Origin of the sequence: Archangium violaceum (genome assembly GCF_016859125.1) — a bacterium.
GTDB classification, from domain to species: domain Bacteria; phylum Myxococcota; class Myxococcia; order Myxococcales; family Myxococcaceae; genus Archangium; species Archangium violaceum_A.
Genome location: NZ_CP069338.1, coordinates 506,642 through 525,602, shown reverse-complemented (window position 1 = coordinate 525,602; position 18,961 = coordinate 506,642). Strand labels below are relative to the sequence as shown.

14 protein-coding genes and 1 riboswitch are annotated in these 18,961 nt (G+C 69.3%); of the genes, 6 read left to right on the top strand and 8 right to left on the bottom strand.

Annotation, left to right across the window (positions count from 1 at the left end):
* Positions 1–15 precede the first annotated feature (15 nt).
* Positions 16–2,406, bottom strand: coding sequence for a ribonucleoside-diphosphate reductase subunit alpha (locus JQX13_RS02230; RefSeq protein ID WP_239015218.1), 2,391 nt, complete (start codon positions 2,404–2,406; stop codon positions 16–18).
* A gap of 198 nt (positions 2,407–2,604) precedes the next feature.
* A riboswitch (cobalamin riboswitch) is annotated at positions 2,605–2,817 on the bottom strand.
* A gap of 81 nt (positions 2,818–2,898) precedes the next feature.
* Positions 2,899–3,867, bottom strand: coding sequence for a serine/threonine-protein kinase (locus JQX13_RS02225; RefSeq protein ID WP_239014484.1), 969 nt, complete (start codon positions 3,865–3,867; stop codon positions 2,899–2,901).
* Positions 3,868–4,081: 214 nt separating this feature from the next.
* Between JQX13_RS02225 and JQX13_RS02220 the strand changes: the two genes are divergently transcribed.
* The 4 genes from JQX13_RS02220 (at position 4,082) to JQX13_RS02205 (ending at position 10,498) form a co-directional block, all read left to right on the top strand.
* A complete protein-coding gene (locus JQX13_RS02220) occupies positions 4,082–4,819 on the top strand; it encodes a hypothetical protein (protein ID WP_203407437.1) in 738 nt (245 codons plus the stop codon).
* Positions 4,820–4,927: 108 nt separating this feature from the next.
* Positions 4,928–6,022 (top strand): recombinase RecA, encoded by a 1,095-nt coding sequence (gene recA / locus JQX13_RS02215; protein ID WP_203407436.1) that lies wholly within the window; start codon positions 4,928–4,930, stop codon positions 6,020–6,022.
* Between the two features lie 175 nt (positions 6,023–6,197).
* A complete protein-coding gene (locus JQX13_RS02210; protein WP_203407435.1) occupies positions 6,198–7,625 on the top strand; it encodes a glycosyltransferase family 39 protein in 1,428 nt (475 codons plus the stop codon).
* Between the two features lie 176 nt (positions 7,626–7,801).
* Entirely contained in the window at positions 7,802–10,498 is a 2,697-nt protein-coding gene (locus JQX13_RS02205) for a M28 family peptidase (RefSeq protein ID WP_239014483.1), read from the top strand.
* A 291-nt stretch (positions 10,499–10,789) separates the two neighbouring features.
* On the opposite strand, the gene JQX13_RS02200 is transcribed toward JQX13_RS02205, so the two are convergent.
* From JQX13_RS02200 to JQX13_RS02175, 6 genes are all read right to left on the bottom strand, one after another.
* The gene (locus tag JQX13_RS02200; RefSeq protein ID WP_203407433.1) at positions 10,790–11,587 is read right to left on the bottom strand and encodes an Imm49 family immunity protein; all 798 of its coding nucleotides are present in this window, start codon (positions 11,585–11,587) and stop codon (positions 10,790–10,792) included.
* Positions 11,588–11,606: 19 nt separating this feature from the next.
* Positions 11,607–12,200: an imm11 family protein gene (locus JQX13_RS02195; protein WP_203407432.1), complete on the bottom strand. Its 594-nt coding sequence runs from the start codon at positions 12,198–12,200 to the stop codon at positions 11,607–11,609.
* A gap of 249 nt (positions 12,201–12,449) precedes the next feature.
* Positions 12,450–13,319, bottom strand: coding sequence for a hypothetical protein (locus JQX13_RS02190; protein ID WP_203407431.1), 870 nt, complete (start codon positions 13,317–13,319; stop codon positions 12,450–12,452).
* 4 nt (positions 13,320–13,323) lie between these two features.
* Positions 13,324–13,818: a DUF2169 domain-containing protein gene (locus tag JQX13_RS53635; protein WP_239014482.1), complete on the bottom strand. Its 495-nt coding sequence runs from the start codon at positions 13,816–13,818 to the stop codon at positions 13,324–13,326.
* Positions 13,819–13,908: 90 nt separating this feature from the next.
* Entirely contained in the window at positions 13,909–15,168 is a 1,260-nt protein-coding gene (locus JQX13_RS02180; protein ID WP_239014481.1) for a peptidase C39 family protein, read from the bottom strand.
* Between the two features lie 40 nt (positions 15,169–15,208).
* The gene (locus JQX13_RS02175; protein ID WP_203407430.1) at positions 15,209–16,618 is read right to left on the bottom strand and encodes a M20/M25/M40 family metallo-hydrolase; all 1,410 of its coding nucleotides are present in this window, start codon (positions 16,616–16,618) and stop codon (positions 15,209–15,211) included.
* Between the two features lie 107 nt (positions 16,619–16,725).
* On the opposite strand from JQX13_RS02175, the gene JQX13_RS02170 reads away from it, so the two are divergent.
* Entirely contained in the window at positions 16,726–17,751 is a 1,026-nt protein-coding gene (locus tag JQX13_RS02170; RefSeq protein WP_203407429.1) for a dipeptide epimerase, read from the top strand.
* Entirely contained in the window at positions 17,748–18,950 is a 1,203-nt protein-coding gene (locus JQX13_RS02165; protein ID WP_203407428.1) for a DUF819 domain-containing protein, read from the top strand. Before JQX13_RS02170 ends, JQX13_RS02165 begins: the two co-directional genes overlap by 4 nt.
* Positions 18,951–18,961: the final 11 nt, after the last annotated feature.

Below are 18,961 nucleotides of genomic sequence, written 5' to 3'. Positions count from 1 at the left end.
TGTTCGTTGGGGTGCTCACTGGCAGGCCTCGCAGGCTTCGGGGTTCTCGAGAGAGCAGGCGATGGCCTGCGTGTCGGTGGGCTTGGGCGCGGGCGATGGGGTGGCGGTCGTCTTCGCGATGCGCGTGGCGGGACGCGAGCGCAGGTAGTAGGTCGTCTTCAGCCCCTTCTTCCAGGCGTACATGTACATGGAGCTGAGCTGGCCGATGTTCGGCGCCTCCATGAACAGGTTGAGCGACTGGCTCTGGTCGATGAAGGCGCCCCGGTCCGCCGCCATGTCGATGAGCGAGCGCATCGGCAGCTCCCACGCCGTGCGGTAGATGGCGCGCACCTCGGCGGGAATCTCCTCGAGCGACTGGATGGAGCCCTCCGCCAGCTTGATGCGCGCGCGCATGTCCTCGTTCCACCTCCCGAGCGCCTTCAGCTCCTCGACGAGGTAGCGGTTGACCTGGAGGAAGTCACCCGAGAGCGTCTCGCGCTTGAAGAGGTTGGACACCTGCGGCTCGATGCACTCGTAGCAGCCCGCGATCGAGGCGATGGTCGCCGTCGGCGCGATGGCGATGAGCAGCGAGTTGCGCAGGCCCACCTCCTGGATTCGCTTCCGCAGGGCGTTCCAGCGCGCAGGGTCCTCGGGCACCACGTTCCATGCGTCGAACTGGAGCTCTCCGCGCGCGGCCCGCGTCTCGGGGAAGGACGGGTGTGCACCGCGCTCGGCCGCCATGTCCGACGAGGCGGAGAGGGCGTGGAAGTAGATCTCCTCGGAGATCTTCCGCGAGAGCGTGCGCGCCTCGGCGCTGTCGAAGGGCAGGCGCATCTGGAAGAACACGTCCTGCAGGCCCATCAGGCCCAGTCCCACCGGGCGCCAGCGCAGGTTCGAGCCCTTCGCCGTGGCGATGGGGTAGTAGTTCAGGTCGATCACCCGATCGAGCTGCCGCACCGCCGAGCGCACCGTCCGCGCGAGCTTCTCCCAGTCGAACGTCACCCGGCCCGAGTCGTCCACGGACGTGTGCCGCGCGAGGTTGATGGAGCCGAGGTTGCAGACCGCCGTCTCGTCCTTCGAGGTCACCTCGAGGATCTCCGTGCAGAGATTCGAGAGGTGGACGACCCGGCCCGGCAGCGCCGTCTGGTTGCAGGCCCGGTTGGACTTGTCCTTGAACGTCATCCACCCGTTCCCGGTCTGCGCGAGCGTCCGCATCATGCGCCCGTACAGCTCCCGCGCCTTCAGCGTCTTGAGCGCGAGGCCCTGCTGCTCCGCCTGCGCGTAGGCGCGCTCGAACTCCTCTCCGTACAGGTCCGTGAGGTGCGGCACCGTCTTCGGATCGAAGAGGGACCAGTTCCCATCGGCCTCCACGCGCTTCATGAAGAGGTCCGGAATCCAGTTCGCGAGGTTCAGGTTGTGCGTGCGCCGGGCCTCGTCACCCGTGTTGTCGCGCAGCTCGAGGAACTCCTCCAGGTCCGCGTGCCAGGTCTCCAGGTACACGCAGCACGCGCCCTTGCGCTTTCCTCCCTGGTTCACCGCCGCCACCGAGGCATCCAGCGTCTTCAGCCACGGCACGATGCCGTTGCTGTGCCCGTTCGTGCTCCCGATGAGCGAGCCGCGCGAGCGGACCCGGTGGTACGCGAGGCCGATTCCCCCCGAGAACTTCGAGAGCATCGCCACGTCCGTGTAGCGCTGGTAGATGCTCTCCAGGTCGTCCCCGGGCGAGTCCAGCAGGAAGCAGGACGAGAGCTGCTCGTGGCACGTGCCCGAGTTGAAGAGGGTGGGGGAGCTCGGCACGTACTCCAGCGTCGAGAAGAGCCGGTAGAGCTCGAGGATCTCCGGGACCGTCTCCCCGAGCGCCACCGCGATGCGCATGAAGAAGTGCTGGGGCGTCTCGAGCACCTCGCGCGTCTTCGGGTGCTTGAGCAGGTAGCGGTCATAGACCGTGCGCAGTCCGAAGTACTCGAAGAGGCGGTTGCGCGAGGGATCGATCGCGTCGTTCAGCTTGCGGGAGTTCGTCACGACGAGCTTCGCCACCCGCTCGTTCACCAGGCCCACCCGCTGGCCGGCGGCGATCGACTGGGAGAAGGAGTGGATCTCCTGCCCGGAGACCTCCTTGTCGATGAACGTCGCGAGCAGCCGCGCCGCGAGCTTCGCGTACTCGGGCTCCTCCAGCGTCAGCGAGGCCGCGGTCTGGATGGAGAGCTGATCCAACTCCTTCGTCGAGGCGCCGTCGTAGAGCCCGGCGATCGTCTTCGTCGCCACGCGGATGGCATCGACCTGGCGCAGCCCGTCGCAACACCGGCCGATCGCCCGGACGATCTTGTTCAGGTCCGCACCCTCGAGGCTCCCGTTGCGCTTGCGCACCCGCATGGTGGTGGGCGGCGTGGCCACGGGGGCCGTCTCCTGAAGGCCGTGGGCGGACATGGACTGCGAGCCCTGCTCGCGTCCCGCGGTGTGGCTGACGTTCAACATTCTCCTCCTCCTCCGTTCGCGACCGTGTTGAGCCGAGGAGGAAAAGGTCTGCCCGCGCCGCGCATGCGACGTGCGATGACTCGCAAGGCCGACCCCCGCCCCCTCGGGCGACTGGACGATGCGTCCAGGTCGAGCCGCCGCTGGATTTCTCCCCAGTGGCAGGTGCTGGCAGGTCTTCGGGCTCGCGAGCATCCGGCGTGTGGCCGGTGCTGATTCCTAATGCCGTCTACTTCCCAGCCTCTCGGCCAGTGTGTGGTGGACGGGTTCGTTCTCGCTTACCGCTGCGGGGCAGCTCCGGATTCACACCGGATTCCCTTTCAAGCCAGAGCGGATGCTCGGGCACCAGCGACGCGCGCCACCGTACGGGTGGACCCTTACCCTGTCAACGATCAGGCCAAGGGCTTCGGATCGCGACAATTCCTTCGTTCGGTGGCGCTTTCCGATCTACCTTGGGCGACCCTTCTCCCGCTCCCAGAGGGCCAGGGAGAGGGCCTGCTGCAACGAGGGCTGGAGCTCGCGCGGAGCGAAGGGCTGGCCCGTGTCCAGCGCCCAGGTGAAGAGTGCTCCAGCGAACTCTCCCGCCGTGCGGTAGCGCTGGTTCACGTCCGGCGCCAGCGCCTTGCGGAGGATGGCCCCGAGCTGCCGATCCAGCCTGTCCGGGAGGATCAGCTTCGCCGCCCGGATGGCGGCCATCACCACCTCGGGGTCGTCGCTGTCGCGCGCGAAGGGGTGGAAGCCCAGCACCAGCTCGTGCAGGACGATGCCCAGCGAGAAGAGATCCGAGGACTGCGTCAGCGTGTCCCCGCGCGTCTGCTCCGGAGACAGGTAGTGCAGCTTGCCCGCCGTCACCCCGTCCTCCGGGCCCAGGTCCAACCCGCGCGCCTTGGCCACGCCGAAGTCGCCGAGCTTCACCTCGCACTGCCCGGAGAAGAAGATGTTGGAGGGATTCACGTCCCCGTGGATGAGCTCCAGCGGCCGGCCGCTGCGCGTGCGCGCCTGGTGGAAGTAGGCCAGCGCCCGCAGCACCTCGATGCACACGTGGACGCCCACGGCCACCGGCGGGGGGGCGCCCTGGCTCTCGTGCGCCCGGAGCAGCCCCTCCAGGTCGCCGCCCACGAGGAACTCCATCGCGATGAAGTAGCGCCCGAAGGCCTCGCCAATCTCCAGCCGGCTCACCAGGTTGGGGTGCTCCAGCAGGCCCATCAGGTCCGCCTCGTCGGCGAAGGCCTCCGCGGTGACGTCCTTGCGCATCAGCTTCAGCGCCACCTTGAAGGGCATGCCCTTCTCGTCCCTCGCCTCCGCGAGGAACACTTCCGCCATGCCCCCCGAGCCCAGGCGCGAGCGCAGCACGTAGCGCCCGAAGCGGCGCGAGGGGATTTCCACGGTCTTCGCGGGAGGGGGGGCGGAAGACAAGGCGCCGCCAGTCTACTCCGTCACCGCTCCTCCGGTGCTGTCTTCCGTGCCGCCGCGTCGCGCGGGGAGGTCCTCTCGTGGACATCCCGGAAGGGAGGGGCACTGTCGTCCGGGCGCCGGAGGGGGGCGCTCGCGTCGGTTGGTGGAAGCTCCAGGGCGAGGGGCCGTCGGGACGCTTTGAAGCGGGTGTGAGCCGGTCGTTACAGTTTCCGCCATGTCTGGCACCACTCATACGCGCCCCCCCGGCTCCGGCACCCGTCAGGGCGAGCCGACGGAAGGGGAGGGCTCGGCGCCGCCGTCCCTGGCTCCGTGGGAGGCGCCGGTCGAGGCTCCGGTCCAGGAGCTCGTCGAGGAGGCTCGCGGCGCTACCACCGACGCCGAGCGGGCCGCGCTGGCCGCGAGGATCAACCGCCAATTGGACGCACTGGCGGCCGGAGGGGGCTCGCGAGAGGTCGCGGACCTGCTCCATCACCTGTTGGAGAGCGGCCAGCTGGCGGGGCTGGTGGACGCGGCGGGGCGCTCCTGTCGGGCCTCGGCCACCGAGGCGCTGACGCGGCTCGGCTTCCCCTTCGCCCTGGAGGTCCGCCCGGAGGACCTGGACCATCTGCGGGGCCTCGACGCGGATGCCCCGGGCTTCCGGTGGGCGCCCCTGGCGGCCGGGGGGACCCTGGGGGCCGGCATCGTCGCGGAGTGGGTGCTCCTGCTCGAGCGGGGGCTGCCCGAATCCGATTCCCTCCAGCCCTCCGTCCTGCTCATGGGACTGTCGCTGCTGGCGCTGGTGACCGGGGTGTTGGCTCCTGAACGCTCGACCTCCCAGCGGGCGGGTATGCTGGTGCTGGCGATCTTGTCCGTCATCCAGGTGTTTCTGGGTGTTTTCTGGGGTTATGAGGGGGCGATCAGCGGACTTGCGGGGCTGTTGGCCTGCCTGCTGATCTGGCTGCCTCGACGCTGAACGTTGTGGGTCATGTCAGAGGGATGGACTAGGGTCATCCTTCAGCGTACTAAACGCGAGTTCAGGTGGGCCGGGGTGGCTCGCCGCATACGCAAGGAGCAAGACGAAATGGCCGTGAATCCAGAGAAGGAGAAGGCGATCGAACTGGCGATGTCCGCCGTGGAGCGCCAGTTCGGTAAGGGGTCCATCATGCGGCTCGGCAACGAGGAGCCGCTGGTTCGGGATGTTCAGGCCATTTCGACGGGAAGCATCTCGCTCGACATCGCGCTGGGCGTTGGCGGCGTGCCCAAGGGCCGCATCGTCGAAATCTACGGGCCGGAGTCTTCCGGTAAGACGACCCTCTGCCTCCACATCGTGGCCGAGGCGCAGAAGCGCGGCGGCGTGGCCGGCTACATCGACGCCGAGCACGCGCTGGACATCGGCTACGCGCGCAAGCTGGGTGTGCGCACCGATGACCTGCTGCTGAGCCAGCCGGACACGGGCGAGCAGGCGCTGGAGATCGCCGAGATGCTGGTGCGCTCGGGCGCCATCGACGTGCTGGTGGTGGACTCGGTGGCCGCGCTCGTGCCGAAGGCGGAGCTCGAGGGCGAGATGGGCGATGCGCACATGGGCGTGCAGGCCCGCCTGATGAGCCAGGCGCTGCGCAAGCTCACCGGTACCATCAGCAAGAGCCAGACGTGCGTCATCTTCATCAACCAGATCCGCATGAAGATCGGCGTGATGTTCGGCAACCCGGAGACGACGACGGGCGGTAACGCGCTGAAGTTCTACGCATCGCAGCGCCTGGACATCCGCCGCGTGGGCGCCATCAAGAACGGCGAGAACGTGGTGGGCAGCCGTACCCGCGTGAAGGTGGTGAAGAACAAGGTGGCGCCTCCCTTCAAGGAGGTCGAGTTCGACATCATGTACGGCTCGGGTATCTCGAAGGAGGGCGACCTGATCGATCTGGCGTCGAACGACGGCATCATCGAGAAGAGCGGCAGCTGGTTCTCCTTCAAGGGCGAGCGCATCGGCCAGGGCCGGGAGAACGCGAAGGACTACCTGCGCGACCACCCCGAGGTGCGCCTGGATGTGGAGAAGCAGGTGCTGGACAAGTACGGCATCGGCAAGCCGGCCGTGGCTGTTGCCCCCGCTCCCGCGGAGGCCGAGGCTCCCGCCGAGGGCCACACCGAGAAGCGCCAGCGCGTGAAGGCCGTGAAGTAGTCCGGGCCTCTACCGCGTGAAGTTCCAGGGGCTGTCTCCCGCGAGGGGGGCAGCCCCTTTCTTCTTGGCGGGTTGCTCCGGTCGTGAGCGCTCGCCCCCCGCGCGAGCATGCGGGACACCCGACGCGGGCGGTTCGTGGCAATCTCCGCGCCGGGAGCGGAGGCTCCCCGCATCGATGAACCCTTCTTCATCCCTCAAGCCCGCGTGGGAGCGGTGGATACCCGTGGTCGGGGTGGTCCTCGCCGTCCTGGTGGTGGCGCTCAAGCGCGGTCGGCAGCACCCGGACGAGATCTTCCAGTTCCTGGAGCCGGCCCATGGGCTGGCCTTCGGGTATTGGAGCGCGGCCTGGGAGTGGGGCGTGGGCCTGCGCAACTGGGCCGTCCCCGGGGTGCTCGGCGGTGTGCTCGCGCTCTGTGGGAAGGTGGGGCTCGTTCACCCGTGGGCCATGGCCTCCATGGTGTGGCTCTGCTGTGCCGCCGTGCAGGCGTGGGGCACCGTGGCGCTGTTCCGTCTGGTCGAGGAGCGCGATGGGCGTGAGGCCGCGCTCCTGGCCTCGGCCGTCCACGTCACCTGGGGCGGGTGGCTCCTCTATGCGGCGAGGCCGCTCGCGGACTCCTTGAGCGTGGCTCCCCTGCTGGGCTCGCTCCTGTGGGCCTGGCGTGCCCGGGCCCGGGACGCTCTGCTCGCGGGGTTCTGGTGTGGCCTCCTGCTGGGCCTGGCGTTCGTGGTGCGCTACCCCTCGGCGGTCTTCGGGGTGCCCATCGCCGTGAGCCTGTTGGCGGCGCGGCGCTGGCGCTCGGTGGCGGGGGCCGCGGTGGGCGTGGGCGTGGTGCTCCTGGGGCTCGGCCTGCTCGACTGGCTCACCTGGGGCGCGCCCTGGCACTCCGCCTGGAAGTATTTCGAGTTCAACATCCTCCACAAGGGCTCGGAGAAGTTCGGCACCAAACCGTGGTGGTGGAACCTCACCACCCTCGCGGGCATGGTGCCGCTGCTGCTCGCCTGGCACTTCGCGCGCGGGCTGGCCCGGAGAGATCTGCTCGTGGGCGCCTTCGCCTTCTACCTGGGCATCATGACGATGCTGGCGCACAAGGAGATCCGCTTCCTGGCGCCGCTGCTGCCGCTCTTCGTGGCCATCGCGGCCGGGCCCGCCTGGCGCACCCTCTCGCGGCGCGTGCTCTCCCACCGGGCCATTGGCGGGCTCGTGGGGGTGTACGCGCTCTCCTCGCTCGCGGCGGCCACGGTGCAGATGCCGGGCGCACTGGCCCGCGAGCAGATCGACGCCATGGTCTTCGCTGGCCAGCAGCCCGACCTCACCGGGCTCATCGTCGCCGGTCAGCAGGAGTGGAATGCCGGCGGCCGGTTCCATCTGCACCGCGACGTGCCGCTGCTCGTACGCCCCGACAAGGACATCCAGGACCTGGAGGGCCCGCTCTCGGAGACTCGCTTCTCCCACGTGCTCGTCATCAAGGGGGCACTGAAGGAGCACGCGCTGGAGGCGGACGGGTTCTGCGTCCTGCGGCGGTGGGGTCCGGCCGTGCTCTGGCGGCGCTGCCCCTCCCCGCGTGCCTCCCAGGAACTGCTCACTTCCCCCTCCGGGCCTTGAGGGCGCGTCTCGGAACTCCCTCTTGAATTCGTTCGACAAGTGTGGGGATGTTGAGAGTGATTCTCAATTTCAACTCTCGGGTCCCCATGAAGCGACTCTCCCTCTGCCTGCTCGTTTCTCTCGGCTGCGCCCACTCTGAAACCCCGCCCGCTGCGTCCCCGGAGGCGCCAGCTCCAGTGCCCAGGACGCTCGCTCCGTTGGACGGGGAGGTGCATTTCAACTCGCTGCGGCAGCTCACCCTCGAGGGGGAGAACGCCGAGGCCTACTGGGCCTTCTCCGGCAAGGCGCTCACCTTCCAGGCCCGTCACGAGGGGCAGAAGTGCGATCGCATCTACTGGATGGATGCCCAGACGGGTGAGACGCGTCCCATCTCCAGCGGGGCGGGTGCGACGACCTGTGCCTACTCCTTCCCGCCGGATGATCAGCAGGTGCTCTACGCCTCGACGCACGGGGGCGGCCCGGAGTGTCCTCCGAAGCCCGACATGAGCCACGGCTATGTCTGGCCGCTCTACGACACCTACGACATCTACAAGGCCAACGCGGACGGCTCGAACGTGCGGCCGCTCACCCAGGTGAAGGGCTACGACGCCGAGGCGACGGTGTGCCCGAAGGACGGCTCCATCGTCTTCACCTCCACGCGCGATGGAGATCTCGAGCTGTACCGCATGGACGCGGATGGCGGGAACGTGAAGCGGCTCACGCACGCTCCTGGCTACGACGGCGGCGCGTTCTTCAATGCCGACTGCTCGAAGCTCGTCTGGCGCGCCTCGCGGCCCAGGCCGGGCAGCAAGGAGCTCGAGGATTACCAGGCGCTGCTCGCCAAGGGGTTGGTGCGGCCCACGAAGCTCGAGCTCTATGTCGCGGACGCGGATGGCTCCAACGCGACGCAGATCACCTACCTGAACGCCGCGTCCTTCGCTCCCTCGTGGCATCCGACGAAGAACCGCATCCTCTTCTCCTCCAACTACCAGGATCCGAAGGGGCGGGAGTTCGACATCTGGGCGGTGGACGCGACGGGCGCCGGGCTGGAGCGGATCACCACCTCGAAGGGCTTCGACGGCTTCCCGCTGTTCTCCCCGGATGGGACGAAGCTCGCGTTCTCGTCCAACCGCGTGACGCCGGAGGGCAAGACCGACACCCACGTCCTCATCGCCGACTGGAAGGACGAGCCGCGGGAGACGCGCGTGCCGCTGCCGGCGGACCGGGTGATGACGGACGTGCGCTTCCTCGCGGCGCCCGAGCAGGGAGGCCGGGGCGTGGATTCACCCGGGCTCGAAGTCGCGGCGAGCTACCTCGAGAAGCGCTTCGCGGAGCTGGGCCTCTCGCCCGCGGGTGACAACGGAAGCTTCCGTCAGAAGTTCCCGGTCATCACCGAGGTGAAGGTCGGGAGCGGCACGGCGGTGACGTTGGGGGGCACCCAGGCGAAGGCCGATGCCTTCATCCCGCTGGGCTTCTCCGCGGAGGGCGAGGTGAGCGGCGACGTCGTCCTCGCGGGCCACGGAATCCAGGCGAAGGAGCTGGGCATCGACGACTACGCCGGACTCTCCGTGAAGGGGAAGATCGTGGTCGTCAGGCGCTTCGTCCCCGACGTGCCGGCGTTCTCCGCGAACGAGGCGCAGCGTCGCTATGGAGACCTCCGCTACAAGGCCTGGACGGCGAAGGAGGCCGGTGCGAAGGCGCTCATCGTCGTGGATTGGACGCCGGGGGCGGAGCAGGGAGCGGCCGAGGCCCGGTTGCCCGTGCTCCGGCCCGAGGGCACGCAGGACGCGGGCATTCCGGTCGTCGTCCTCCAGCGCGCCGGGTTCGAGCCCGTGCTCACGCAGCTCGAGCAGAAGCGCAAGGTGAAGGGCCGCGTGGCGGTGAAGCTCGACAAGGTGATGAAGGACACCTGGAACATCGTGGGCAGGCTGACGGCCTCCGCGCAGGAGGCGCGTACCCCGGGCGTGGTCGTCGTCGGGGCGCACTATGACCACCTGGGTCTGGGCGGACGGGGTTCGCTGGCTCCCGAGCGCCACGAGCCGCACCTGGGCGCGGATGACAACGCCTCGGGCGTGGCGGGCCTGTTGGAGGCGGCGCGGTTGCTCGCCGAGCAGCGCACGCGCCTGCGGCGGGACGTCTATTTCACCACCTTCTCGGGAGAGGAGATGGGCGTGCTCGGCTCGACGGCGTGGACGCGCTCGCCCCCCGCTGGCGTCACGATGAAGGATGTCGTCGCGATGCTGAATCTCGACATGGTGGGGCGGCTGCGGGACAACCGCCTCTCGGTGCTGGGCGTCGAGTCGGGCCAGCAGTGGCGTGAGGTGCTCGCGCCGGCGTGCGAGCGGGCCCGGGTGCAGTGTGATGGCTCCGGGGATGGCTACGGGCCTTCGGACCACACCCCGTTCTACGCGGCGGGCGTCCCGGTGCTGCACTTCTTCACCGGCGCGCACGGCGACTACCACAAGCCCTCCGACAGCGCGGAGCGCATCAACGCCGCGGGACTGGCGCAGGTGGCGCTCATCGTGGCGGAGGTCGCGGCGACGGTGAGCCACGACGAGGCGCGCATCACGTACCGGAACGTGCCCGCGCCGGCGCCCGCGGGGGACATGCGCTCGTTCAACGCGTCACTCGGCACGGTGCCGGACTATGCGCCGCCGCAGGGGACTCGCGGCGTGTTGCTCGCGGGAGTCCGGCCGGGTGGGGCCGCCGAGCTGGGCGGAATGAAGCGGGGCGACGTGCTCATCCGCCTGGGGAGCCACGAGGTCGGCAGCGTGGAGGACTTGATGTACGCGCTCAACGCCTCCAGGCCGGGGGAGACGGTGACCGCCGTCGTCCTGCGCGACGGCAAGGAGGTGACGCTCCAGGTCACCTTCCAGGAGAGCAAGCGCCGCTGAGCGGCGCGGTACCTGTCTCCCTCACGGCGCGCTCACTGCACGAAGGTGAGCGCGCCCGGGGGAAGGAGCGTGCCCGCGGGCCACAAGACGTAGGCCGACCGGCGGGAGTGCTCAACGAGCTGGGAGGAGCATCTCCCGATGCATCCTCGTAGAGGCGGGAAGTCTCCGCGCTCCACCTCCTCTGAGGGGCTCTGCGCGTCGGGATGTAAAGGTCCGGGCCAGGCGACAGGTCGAGCAGCTCTCGTTGTCCTCATCGAGGCTGTGACGCGGACGCCGGGAATGTGAGGGGTCTTATGTGGGGAGCCCCTCGTCCGGGCGCATCCAGGTGTCTGGGGGCAGCGGCAGCGTACCGACAGGCAGTCGCGCCAGGTGGGGAATGTTGGGGTACTCGCGCTGCGTGGGCATTCCGCTCAGCTCCGCCAGCCGCAGGAGGGCAAACCCATTCATGAACACGGCCCCATCGGTGCGGCGCGCGTCCTCGGGATAGGCGTCCTTCTTGCGGAAGAGGCGGGCACGCTCCTCGCCTGCCTCGAGCAGTGTGGTGTGGAAGGCCTCGGTGTCGCGGAGCACCAGCGCCCGGCACACGTCGAGGTAGGGGGCGTGCTCGCCCTCCACTATCTGGGCCCAGCGCTCCAGCATCGCCTGGAAGTCGTGGTCCTCCGCCGCGTGCAGGTGCAGCAGACGCTTCTGCATGAAGCGGTGCAGGAGGAAGTCGTCCTCGTACTCGCAGCGGGGCTCGTGGCGGTCCGGCGACAGCCGCGCCAGCTCCGCCGCCAGATCGAGCTGCCCGGCGGTGACTGCGTCCACGAAGGAGAAGTTCCTGCTCCCGCAGATGAGGATGGGCTCGAAGCGCCTGCTCGTGGCCAGGCGCAGCATGAAGGCTCGCGCGAGCGCGGACTTGCAGAGCAGCACCTGGAAGCGGTCCGTGCGGGCCTCGGCGAGCAGCTCGCACAGCGCCAGCCGGTGGTACATGTAGGTGACGACGCCATGGGCCTTGCCGGTGCGCTCGGCGTCGGTCTTCTCCGAGATGGTCTTCAGGGCGTTGCCCAAGGCGAACCAGGCGTTGTCCTGAATCGTTTCCAGGTCCATGGGGTGCGCGCCTCGGTGGTCAGACGAAGTAGCCCCGCTCGCCCATGGCCACGTAACGGACGCCGGTGACGCCGTTCTGCTCGAAGGTGGCGCGCAGGTCATCGCGGATGATGAGGAGGTTTGGCATCGACCCCAGGCGGAAGAGCTTCAGGTCTGCGGGCACCTTGGCCGGGTCCAGATGGAGCTGCTTGATGACCTCGAACTTCCCGGGCTCGCCGACGGTCTTCTCCCCACGGGTCTTTTTCAGGTCGGCGCAGTCCTGGCTGCCGAGGACGTTGGCGATGTAGCAGTCCGGGGCGGCGACGCGACCCTTGTGGTCGTGGAGCGCGAAGGGCAGGAATTCGATCTCCACCCCGGCTTCCTTCTCGAGCAGGGGCTTCATCCGCCCGGAGACGAGATTCAGTTGCACGGTGTTGGGAATGAGGTCCGGGACGACGAGCCCGCGGTGGCGCGTGGCCATGTCCAGCCGGACGCCCGCGGGGTATTTGTTCCCCATGGGAACCCCCTCGGCTGCGGCCCAGGAGGTCTTGTTCAGCTCGCCGGGCAGCGTGTTGACCAGGCAGTTCTCGTCCGTATGGTCCTGCATGAGGAGGAAGTAGTCGTGTGGGGCCATGAGGTGTACCAGGGGAGGAGAGGGCGGGCGCGTCGCGGCTTCACCTAGGCGGAGGCCGCTGCTCCGAAGACTTGGTCCAGGGTCACGTCCTTGCCCGACAGCCCCTCGCGAAGGCCTGTCTTGCGCAGTTCCTTCCGGAGTGACTTGGAGATGTTCTCCAGCCGGGATTTCCAGGGCCTGTTCTGGGCTTCGGACAGCTCGGGGTGCCCTTCTTTCTTCGCCTGCTGCTTTCCAACGGCATTGCGTACCTTACGGACACGGTCCTCGAGGATGCGGCTGTAGCCCGGGTGGTTGTTGACGTGGGCAGGCAGCAGGTAGACACGTGAGCTGCTGCAACAGCGCCATGTCCTCCCCGAACGCCTCGGCGAGGGCGTTGGTCGGGATGATGTGGTGGGCCTCATGGTGCCAGGGCTTGTTGCTGTCTGACCAGAAGTTCTCGCCCGACAGCCCCATGTCCCAGGCCCCCGCGGTGACCAGGGGATTGTTGCGGTCCTCGCGCGAGGCCAGCCGCATCCCGAGCTGCCGTTTCCTGCCCGCCTTCACCCGCTTCTTCCTTTCCCCTTCCGTCTCCTTGTCGGGCTTGTCGTCGGGGTTGTACCGCCAGGCGAGCGCGGCCAGCAGCCGCTTCCGCTCCCTGCTGCCTTCCTGATGGAAGCGCAAGTTGTACCAGTACCGCTCGTTGGTAACGTGGTACTTGATGGCGTTTTCCTTGTGGTCGTGACCCTCGAAGAGGGCCCGCCCGGGTTTCCATCCCGTCTGAGGGCCGCGCACCTCCCGGACACAGCGGGTGACGCAGCCCTTGTCCTCGCCCGGCTGGTGGCTCTCCAGGGTCTTCAGCTGCGCCATGTGCGCGTCCTTCTCCTCCTTGTCCGCCTTCTTCTGGGCGTTCGCGGCGGTCTTCCCGGGCTTCTCGGCCTCGCTGAGCTCCTTACGGGCCTGGGTGATACCCTTCTTCTCCTGCTCGGCCTTGGCGAGGTTCTTCTGGGCCTCGTCCAGGCGTGACTGGGCCTGGGCGGCCTGCTGGCGGGCCTGCTCCGCCTGGGCCTTGGCTTGGCGGGCCTTGGTAGCTGCTTCGGTGTAGTTGGCCATTGCTCGCTGCCACGCTTCGCTTGGGTTCATGGCGCTACCTCTCTTGACCGGATGACGGGAGAAGGTCCTCGACGAGCACCGCGCCCCGCTCCTCGTCGTCCCCCAGGAGTAGCACCATGGCCGCGCGGCTGCCCGCGTAGTTTCGGCTGAAGCCTCGCACCGCCAGGCAAACGGAGGCGGCCCCCGTGGCCGCGCCCGTCTCCCCGAACGACGCAGGGGGGAAACCACTGCTGGAAGTCGTCTCGAAGAAGTGGCGCGGGCTGGCGCGGAAGCCCGTGCCCACGGGGTTGAGTGGCTCGAAGGCGGGCTTCGCCGGGTCCGTCCGGTCACAGCCACCGAAGGCGCGCTCCCTGGTGAGGGGCAGCTTGTCGAAGGGCCGCGGCTTCGTCGCGGCGACGCTGCCCATACTTCGGAACCACGTCCGCTCGCCCACCGCGCGCACGGCCTTCTTCAGCGGGCCCACCTGGAGGGCCACCAGCGTCTCGGTGGCGCCCTTCTGCTGCGGGTAGGTATGGCCGATGAGCACCACGTCCGTGGCGGGCTTGAAGAATGCGCGATGTTGGAGAAGCAGGAGAGCAATCGCCGCTGCGCGGCGCGCGGTCCCTTCCTCACAGAGCGCTCACTGCACGAAGGTGAGCGCGCCCGGGGGCAGGGGCGTGCCCGCGGGCCACAGGACGTAGGCCGACCGGCGGGAGTGGTCCCACGCCCGCTGCAACTCCTGGCGCTTGTACGTCACGTTCACCGACTCGTCGTTCGGGAAGGCGGGATCGTTGCAGACGACGTCCCCTTCCGGCGTGAAGCCCTTCACCACGATGAGGTGCCCGTCCGAGCGCGCCATGGGAGAGCCCGTCAGCTCGCCCTTCTCGAAGGCGATGCTGATGCTGACCGGGATGCCCTCGGCGATGAGCCGCTCCACCTGCGCGAACGAGTCGAAGCGCGCCACCAGCCCGTGCAGGGCACCCTCCCCGAGCGCGGAGGCATAGGCGGTGTTGAAGGGCCAGTTGCCGGTGCCCTGGTACACCTCGTCGTAGACGTACTCGGCCGCCACGGGCACCGGTACCACGAGCTCGTTGCGGCCCAGCCTCTTCCCCCAGTACGCGAGCAGCATGGAGACCGAGGTGGGCGAGCACCAGACGCCCCCATCCGGCGGATAGAGGAGCTGCGAGCGGCCGGGCACCTCCAGCACCGTTCCCCAGGCTCGCCGATCCGAGGTCTCCTCCGGCGCCGTGCGGCTCGTGTCCGTCATCGCCGCCGAGAGCGCGCGGATGCTCGGGCTCACGCCGGGCTTGGAGGAGAAGAGCCACACCGTCATCCGCAGGGCGTCCGCCTTCTTCTCGAGGGCGAGGGTATCGGTGAGCACCTTGCCGTGCCCGTCCTCCTGGCGCTCGCCGCTGTGGCGCACCACGGTGTCCTTGTCGAGCGCCCAGACGCCGAAGTCATAGTCCTTCGTCCATTGCCCCTCCACGCGCGCGGCGAGCGTCAGCCGCACCCACGTGCCCGGCGGGGTGAGCGCGTCGAACGAGGGCACCACGTTGTCGAAACCTCCAGAGATGGGCTGCTCCTCGGAGATGGCGCTGCCGAAGACGTAGCTGCCCTCGGGAATCGGCGTCTGCGTGCCGGGCGGCGTGTGGCTGGGGAACGGATCCGGCGCGGTGCGGACCGTCGCCGCGTCGAGCTCCAGGGCTCCCTCCGCGGTGAGCGCGGTGCCCTGGCGGGTGAAGCGCTCGAAGTCGCGCGCCTGGGCGCTCTTCCTCCAGATTCTCGCCACCGGGCCTGTCTCCGTGGGGGTGGGCCTGTCCCGCCAGGAGGCACAGGCCGTCAACGTGGAGGCCAGCAGGACCAGATACAGCGGAACGCGTGCGTTCGTCGGGGTCTTCATGAGGCTCGCTCGGGTGCTGTTGGGGGAGGGGTCGGCTCGCTCACTTCACCAGCTCGGACAGGAGGAGATGGACGAACTCGGCGCCGGGCTGGAGCGAGGCCACGGGAATCCGCTCGTTGGGGGCGTGGGCCGTGCGGGCGTCTTCCGGCGTGAGGGCGAAGAGGTCGATGCCATAGGCGTGGATGCCCGCCCGGCGCAGCGCGGAGGACTCGGTGGTGCCGGTGGACATGCGCGGGAAGACGGGCGCGCCCGGCCACACCTTCGCGGCGGCGGCCGTGGCGGCCCGGAACATGGCGTTGTCGCCCACCGGCGAGGCGGGCGAGTCCGGGGGATTCATGTTCATCTCCACCTGGATGTCCGGGTCGTTCACCGCCGCGACGAGCCGGGCGCGGAATGCCTGGATGTCCTCATCCGGGAGCAGCCGGCAGTTGATGGTGGCCTCGGCGGTGGCGGGGATGACGTTGGGCCGGGTGCCGGCGTTGAAGACGGTGGGCACGCAGGTGGTGCGCAGCACGGCGGCCAGGGCCGGCTCGAGCCGCGCGATGGTGTCCACCGCCTCCTGGGGCGGGTTGTCCGGCGAGGCCGCGAGCCGCTTCAGGGCTTCACCCAGCTCGCCGCTCGTCACCTTCACGCGGCCCTCCACATTCAGCCGGGTGACGGGGGTGAGCCGGGTGGGAAAGGTGAGCGCTCCGACGCGGGCCACCGCCGCCGCCAGACGCACCATGGGGTTGGGCGCGGCCGGTGGCACCGAGGAGTGCCCGCCCGGCCCGGAGGCCTTCAACACCACGTTGCGCGACACCCGCTCCGCGGCCTGGAGGTTGACGAAGCGCACCCGGCGGCGGTCCTCCGTCAGCGCCGTGAGGCCTCCCTCGTTGATGGCGAGCTCCGCCTCGCGCAGCTCGGGGTGGTGCTCCAGCAGCCAGTCGATGTCGTTGCCGGAGCCCACCTCCTCGTCCGCGCTGAGCACCAGCACCACGTCACGCGAGAGCTTCACCCCGTCGCGTTTGAGCCTGCGCAGCGCCAGCACGCTCGCCGCGGCCATGCCCTTGTTGTCCTGGACGCCGCGCCCGTAGAGGAAGCCGTCGCGCTCGGTGAGCGTCCATGGGTCGGAGGCCCACTCCTCCCTGCGGGCGGGGACCGTGTCCAGATGAGCGAGCACCAGCACGGGGCGCGCGCGGCCGTTGCCCTTCAGCCGGGCGAGGAGGTGGGCACGGCCGGGGGTCGGCTCGACGAGCTGGGATTCGATGCCGGCCTCGCGCAACCACCGCGCGGCCACCCGGGCGGCGGCGGCCTCGTTGCCCGGAGGGTTGGAGGTGTCCACGGCGATGAGCTCGGCGAGCAGCGTGCGCAGCTCCTCGGCGGCTCGGGGCGAGGTGCTCCGGGAGGTGCCGGCGGCATGGCCACAACCCGGCACGGCCAGGAGGGCGAGAATGAAAAGCAGGGGGCGCATGCCCGCAGTGTATGGGAGTCCATCGGCTCGTCCACGGTCGCCGTGTCTCGGTGTGCCCGGGGGTGTCCAACCTGTGGTAAGGGCGACCCTCCTGGGAGGCTCACCGCATGTCACTTCCGATGGATGTCCGAGTCATCGAGCTGCCCCTGCGCCATGCCTGGACGATTTCGCGCGGGACGAGCACTTCGAAGCGCAACGTGATTGTCGAGCTGCGTCACGGCGACGTGGTCGGCCGGGGCGAGGCGGCCCCGAACGTGCGCTACGGCGAGTCCGCCGACACGGTGACCGAGGCGCTCCAGAAGCTCGCTCCGGCGCTCGAGGGGGACCCGTGGCACTTCCGCGTCCTGTCGCAGCGTGTCGAGGAGGCCCTGCCGGGCAATCACGCGGCGAAGGCGGCGCTGGACATCGCGCTGTACGACCTGGCGGGCAAGCGGCTCGGGGTGCCGCTCTACCGTATGTTCGGCCTGGACCCGGCGCGGATGCCCATCACGTCGTTCTCCATTGGCATCGACGACCCGGCGACCATGGCCCAGAAGGTGCGTGAGGCGGAGCCGTATCCCGTCCTGAAGATCAAGCTCGGCGCCCAATCGGTGCGCGAGATGTTCGACGCGGTGCGGAGTGCGACCTCCAAGACGGTTCGGGTGGATGCCAACGAGGCCTGGAGCCCGGAGGAGGCGCTGAAGCACATCGAGTGGCTGGCGACGCAGGGCGTGGAGCTGGTGGAGCAGCCGCTGCCGGCGGCGGACGTCGAGGGCGCGAAGTGGCTGCGCCAGCGCTCGCCGTTGCCGCTGGTGGCGGACGAGGCGTTGATGATGGCCTCGGACGTGCCGCGGCTCGCCGAGGGCTACCACGGCATCAACGTCAAGCTGCAGAAGTGCGGTGGCATCCGCGAGGCGCTGCGCATCATCGAGACGGCGCGCTCGTGCGGGCTGAAGGTGATGCTGGGGTGCATGGTGGAGACGTCGGTGGGCATCGCGGCGGCGGCGCACCTGGGGCCCCTGGTGGACTGGCTGGACCTGGACGGCAACCTGCTCCTCTCGGCGGACCCCTTCCAGGGGCACCCGGTGGTGGATGGGCGCATCCGCCTGGGCGACGGGCCCGGGCTCGGAGTGGAGCCTCGGTCCGCCTCATGACGGAGCCGCTCATCCAGAGTCCCATGGCGGTGCTCGCGGTGCTGCTCACCGTGCTGGCGCTGCTGTTCCTCGCCGAGCGGCACCCGGTGGGCGCGCGCGTCTTCAGGGTGCTGCCCATCCTGGTGCTCGTCTACTTCGTCCCCACGCTGCTCTCGAACACGGGCGTCATCCCCACGAAGTCCGACCTCTACCGCTTCGTGTCCGCGTACCTGCTGCCCGCGAGCCTGGTGCTCCAGGTGCTGTCGATGGACCTGCCCGCCATCTCCCGGCTGGGGCGCGGCGCCGTGGTGCTCTTCCTGGCGGGGACGGCGGGCATCGTGCTTGGCGGGCCGCTCGCGTACCTCCTGCTGGGCCACTGGATGCCGGAGGAGCTCGGTGAGCAGGCCTGGAAGGGGCTGGCGGCGCTCAGCGGCTCGTGGATTGGGGGCAGCGCCAACTTCGTGGCCATCGGGCAGAGTGTCGGGACTCGGGAGGACGTCCTGAGCATGATGGTCGTCGTGGACGTGGGCGTGTCGAACATGTGGACCGCGGTGTTGCTCTACTTCGCGGGGCGCGAGCGGGAGATGGACACGCGGATGGGCGCGGACCGGAAGGCCATCGACGTGGTGCGCGAGCAGGTGGAGCGCTTCCACGCCTCGGTGTCGAAGCCCGCGAGCCTGTCGGACCTGGTGTGGATCCTCACCATCGGCCTGGGGACCACGGTGGTGTGCACGGCGATTTCGAAGTACCTGCCGGACGTTGGCTCCATCATCACGGGCTTCACCTGGGTGGTCATCCTGGTGACGACTGTGGGAATGGCGCTGTCGTTCACCCCGGTGCGCAACCTGGAGGGGGCCGGGGCGAGCCGGGTGGGCGCGCTGTTCCTCTACGTGCTGGTGATGACCATTGGCGCCCAGGCCGACTTCCGGCGGCTGCTGGACGCGCCCGCGATGGTGGCGGTGGGCGCGGTGTGGATGGCGGTGCACGCGGGCTTCATCCTGGCGGCGCGGCGGCTGGTGCGAGCGCCCATCTTCTTCGCGGCCGTGGGCTCACAGGCCAATGTGGGTGGCGCGGCCTCGGCGTCCGTGGTGGCGGCGGCCTTCCATCCGGCGCTCGCGCCCGTGGGCGTCATGCTGGCGGTGGCCGGCTACGTGCTGGGCACCTACGGCGGGCTGCTCTGCGCGCTGCTGCTGGAGCAGGTGTACCGGCTCATCCACTGACCCAGGGGCGA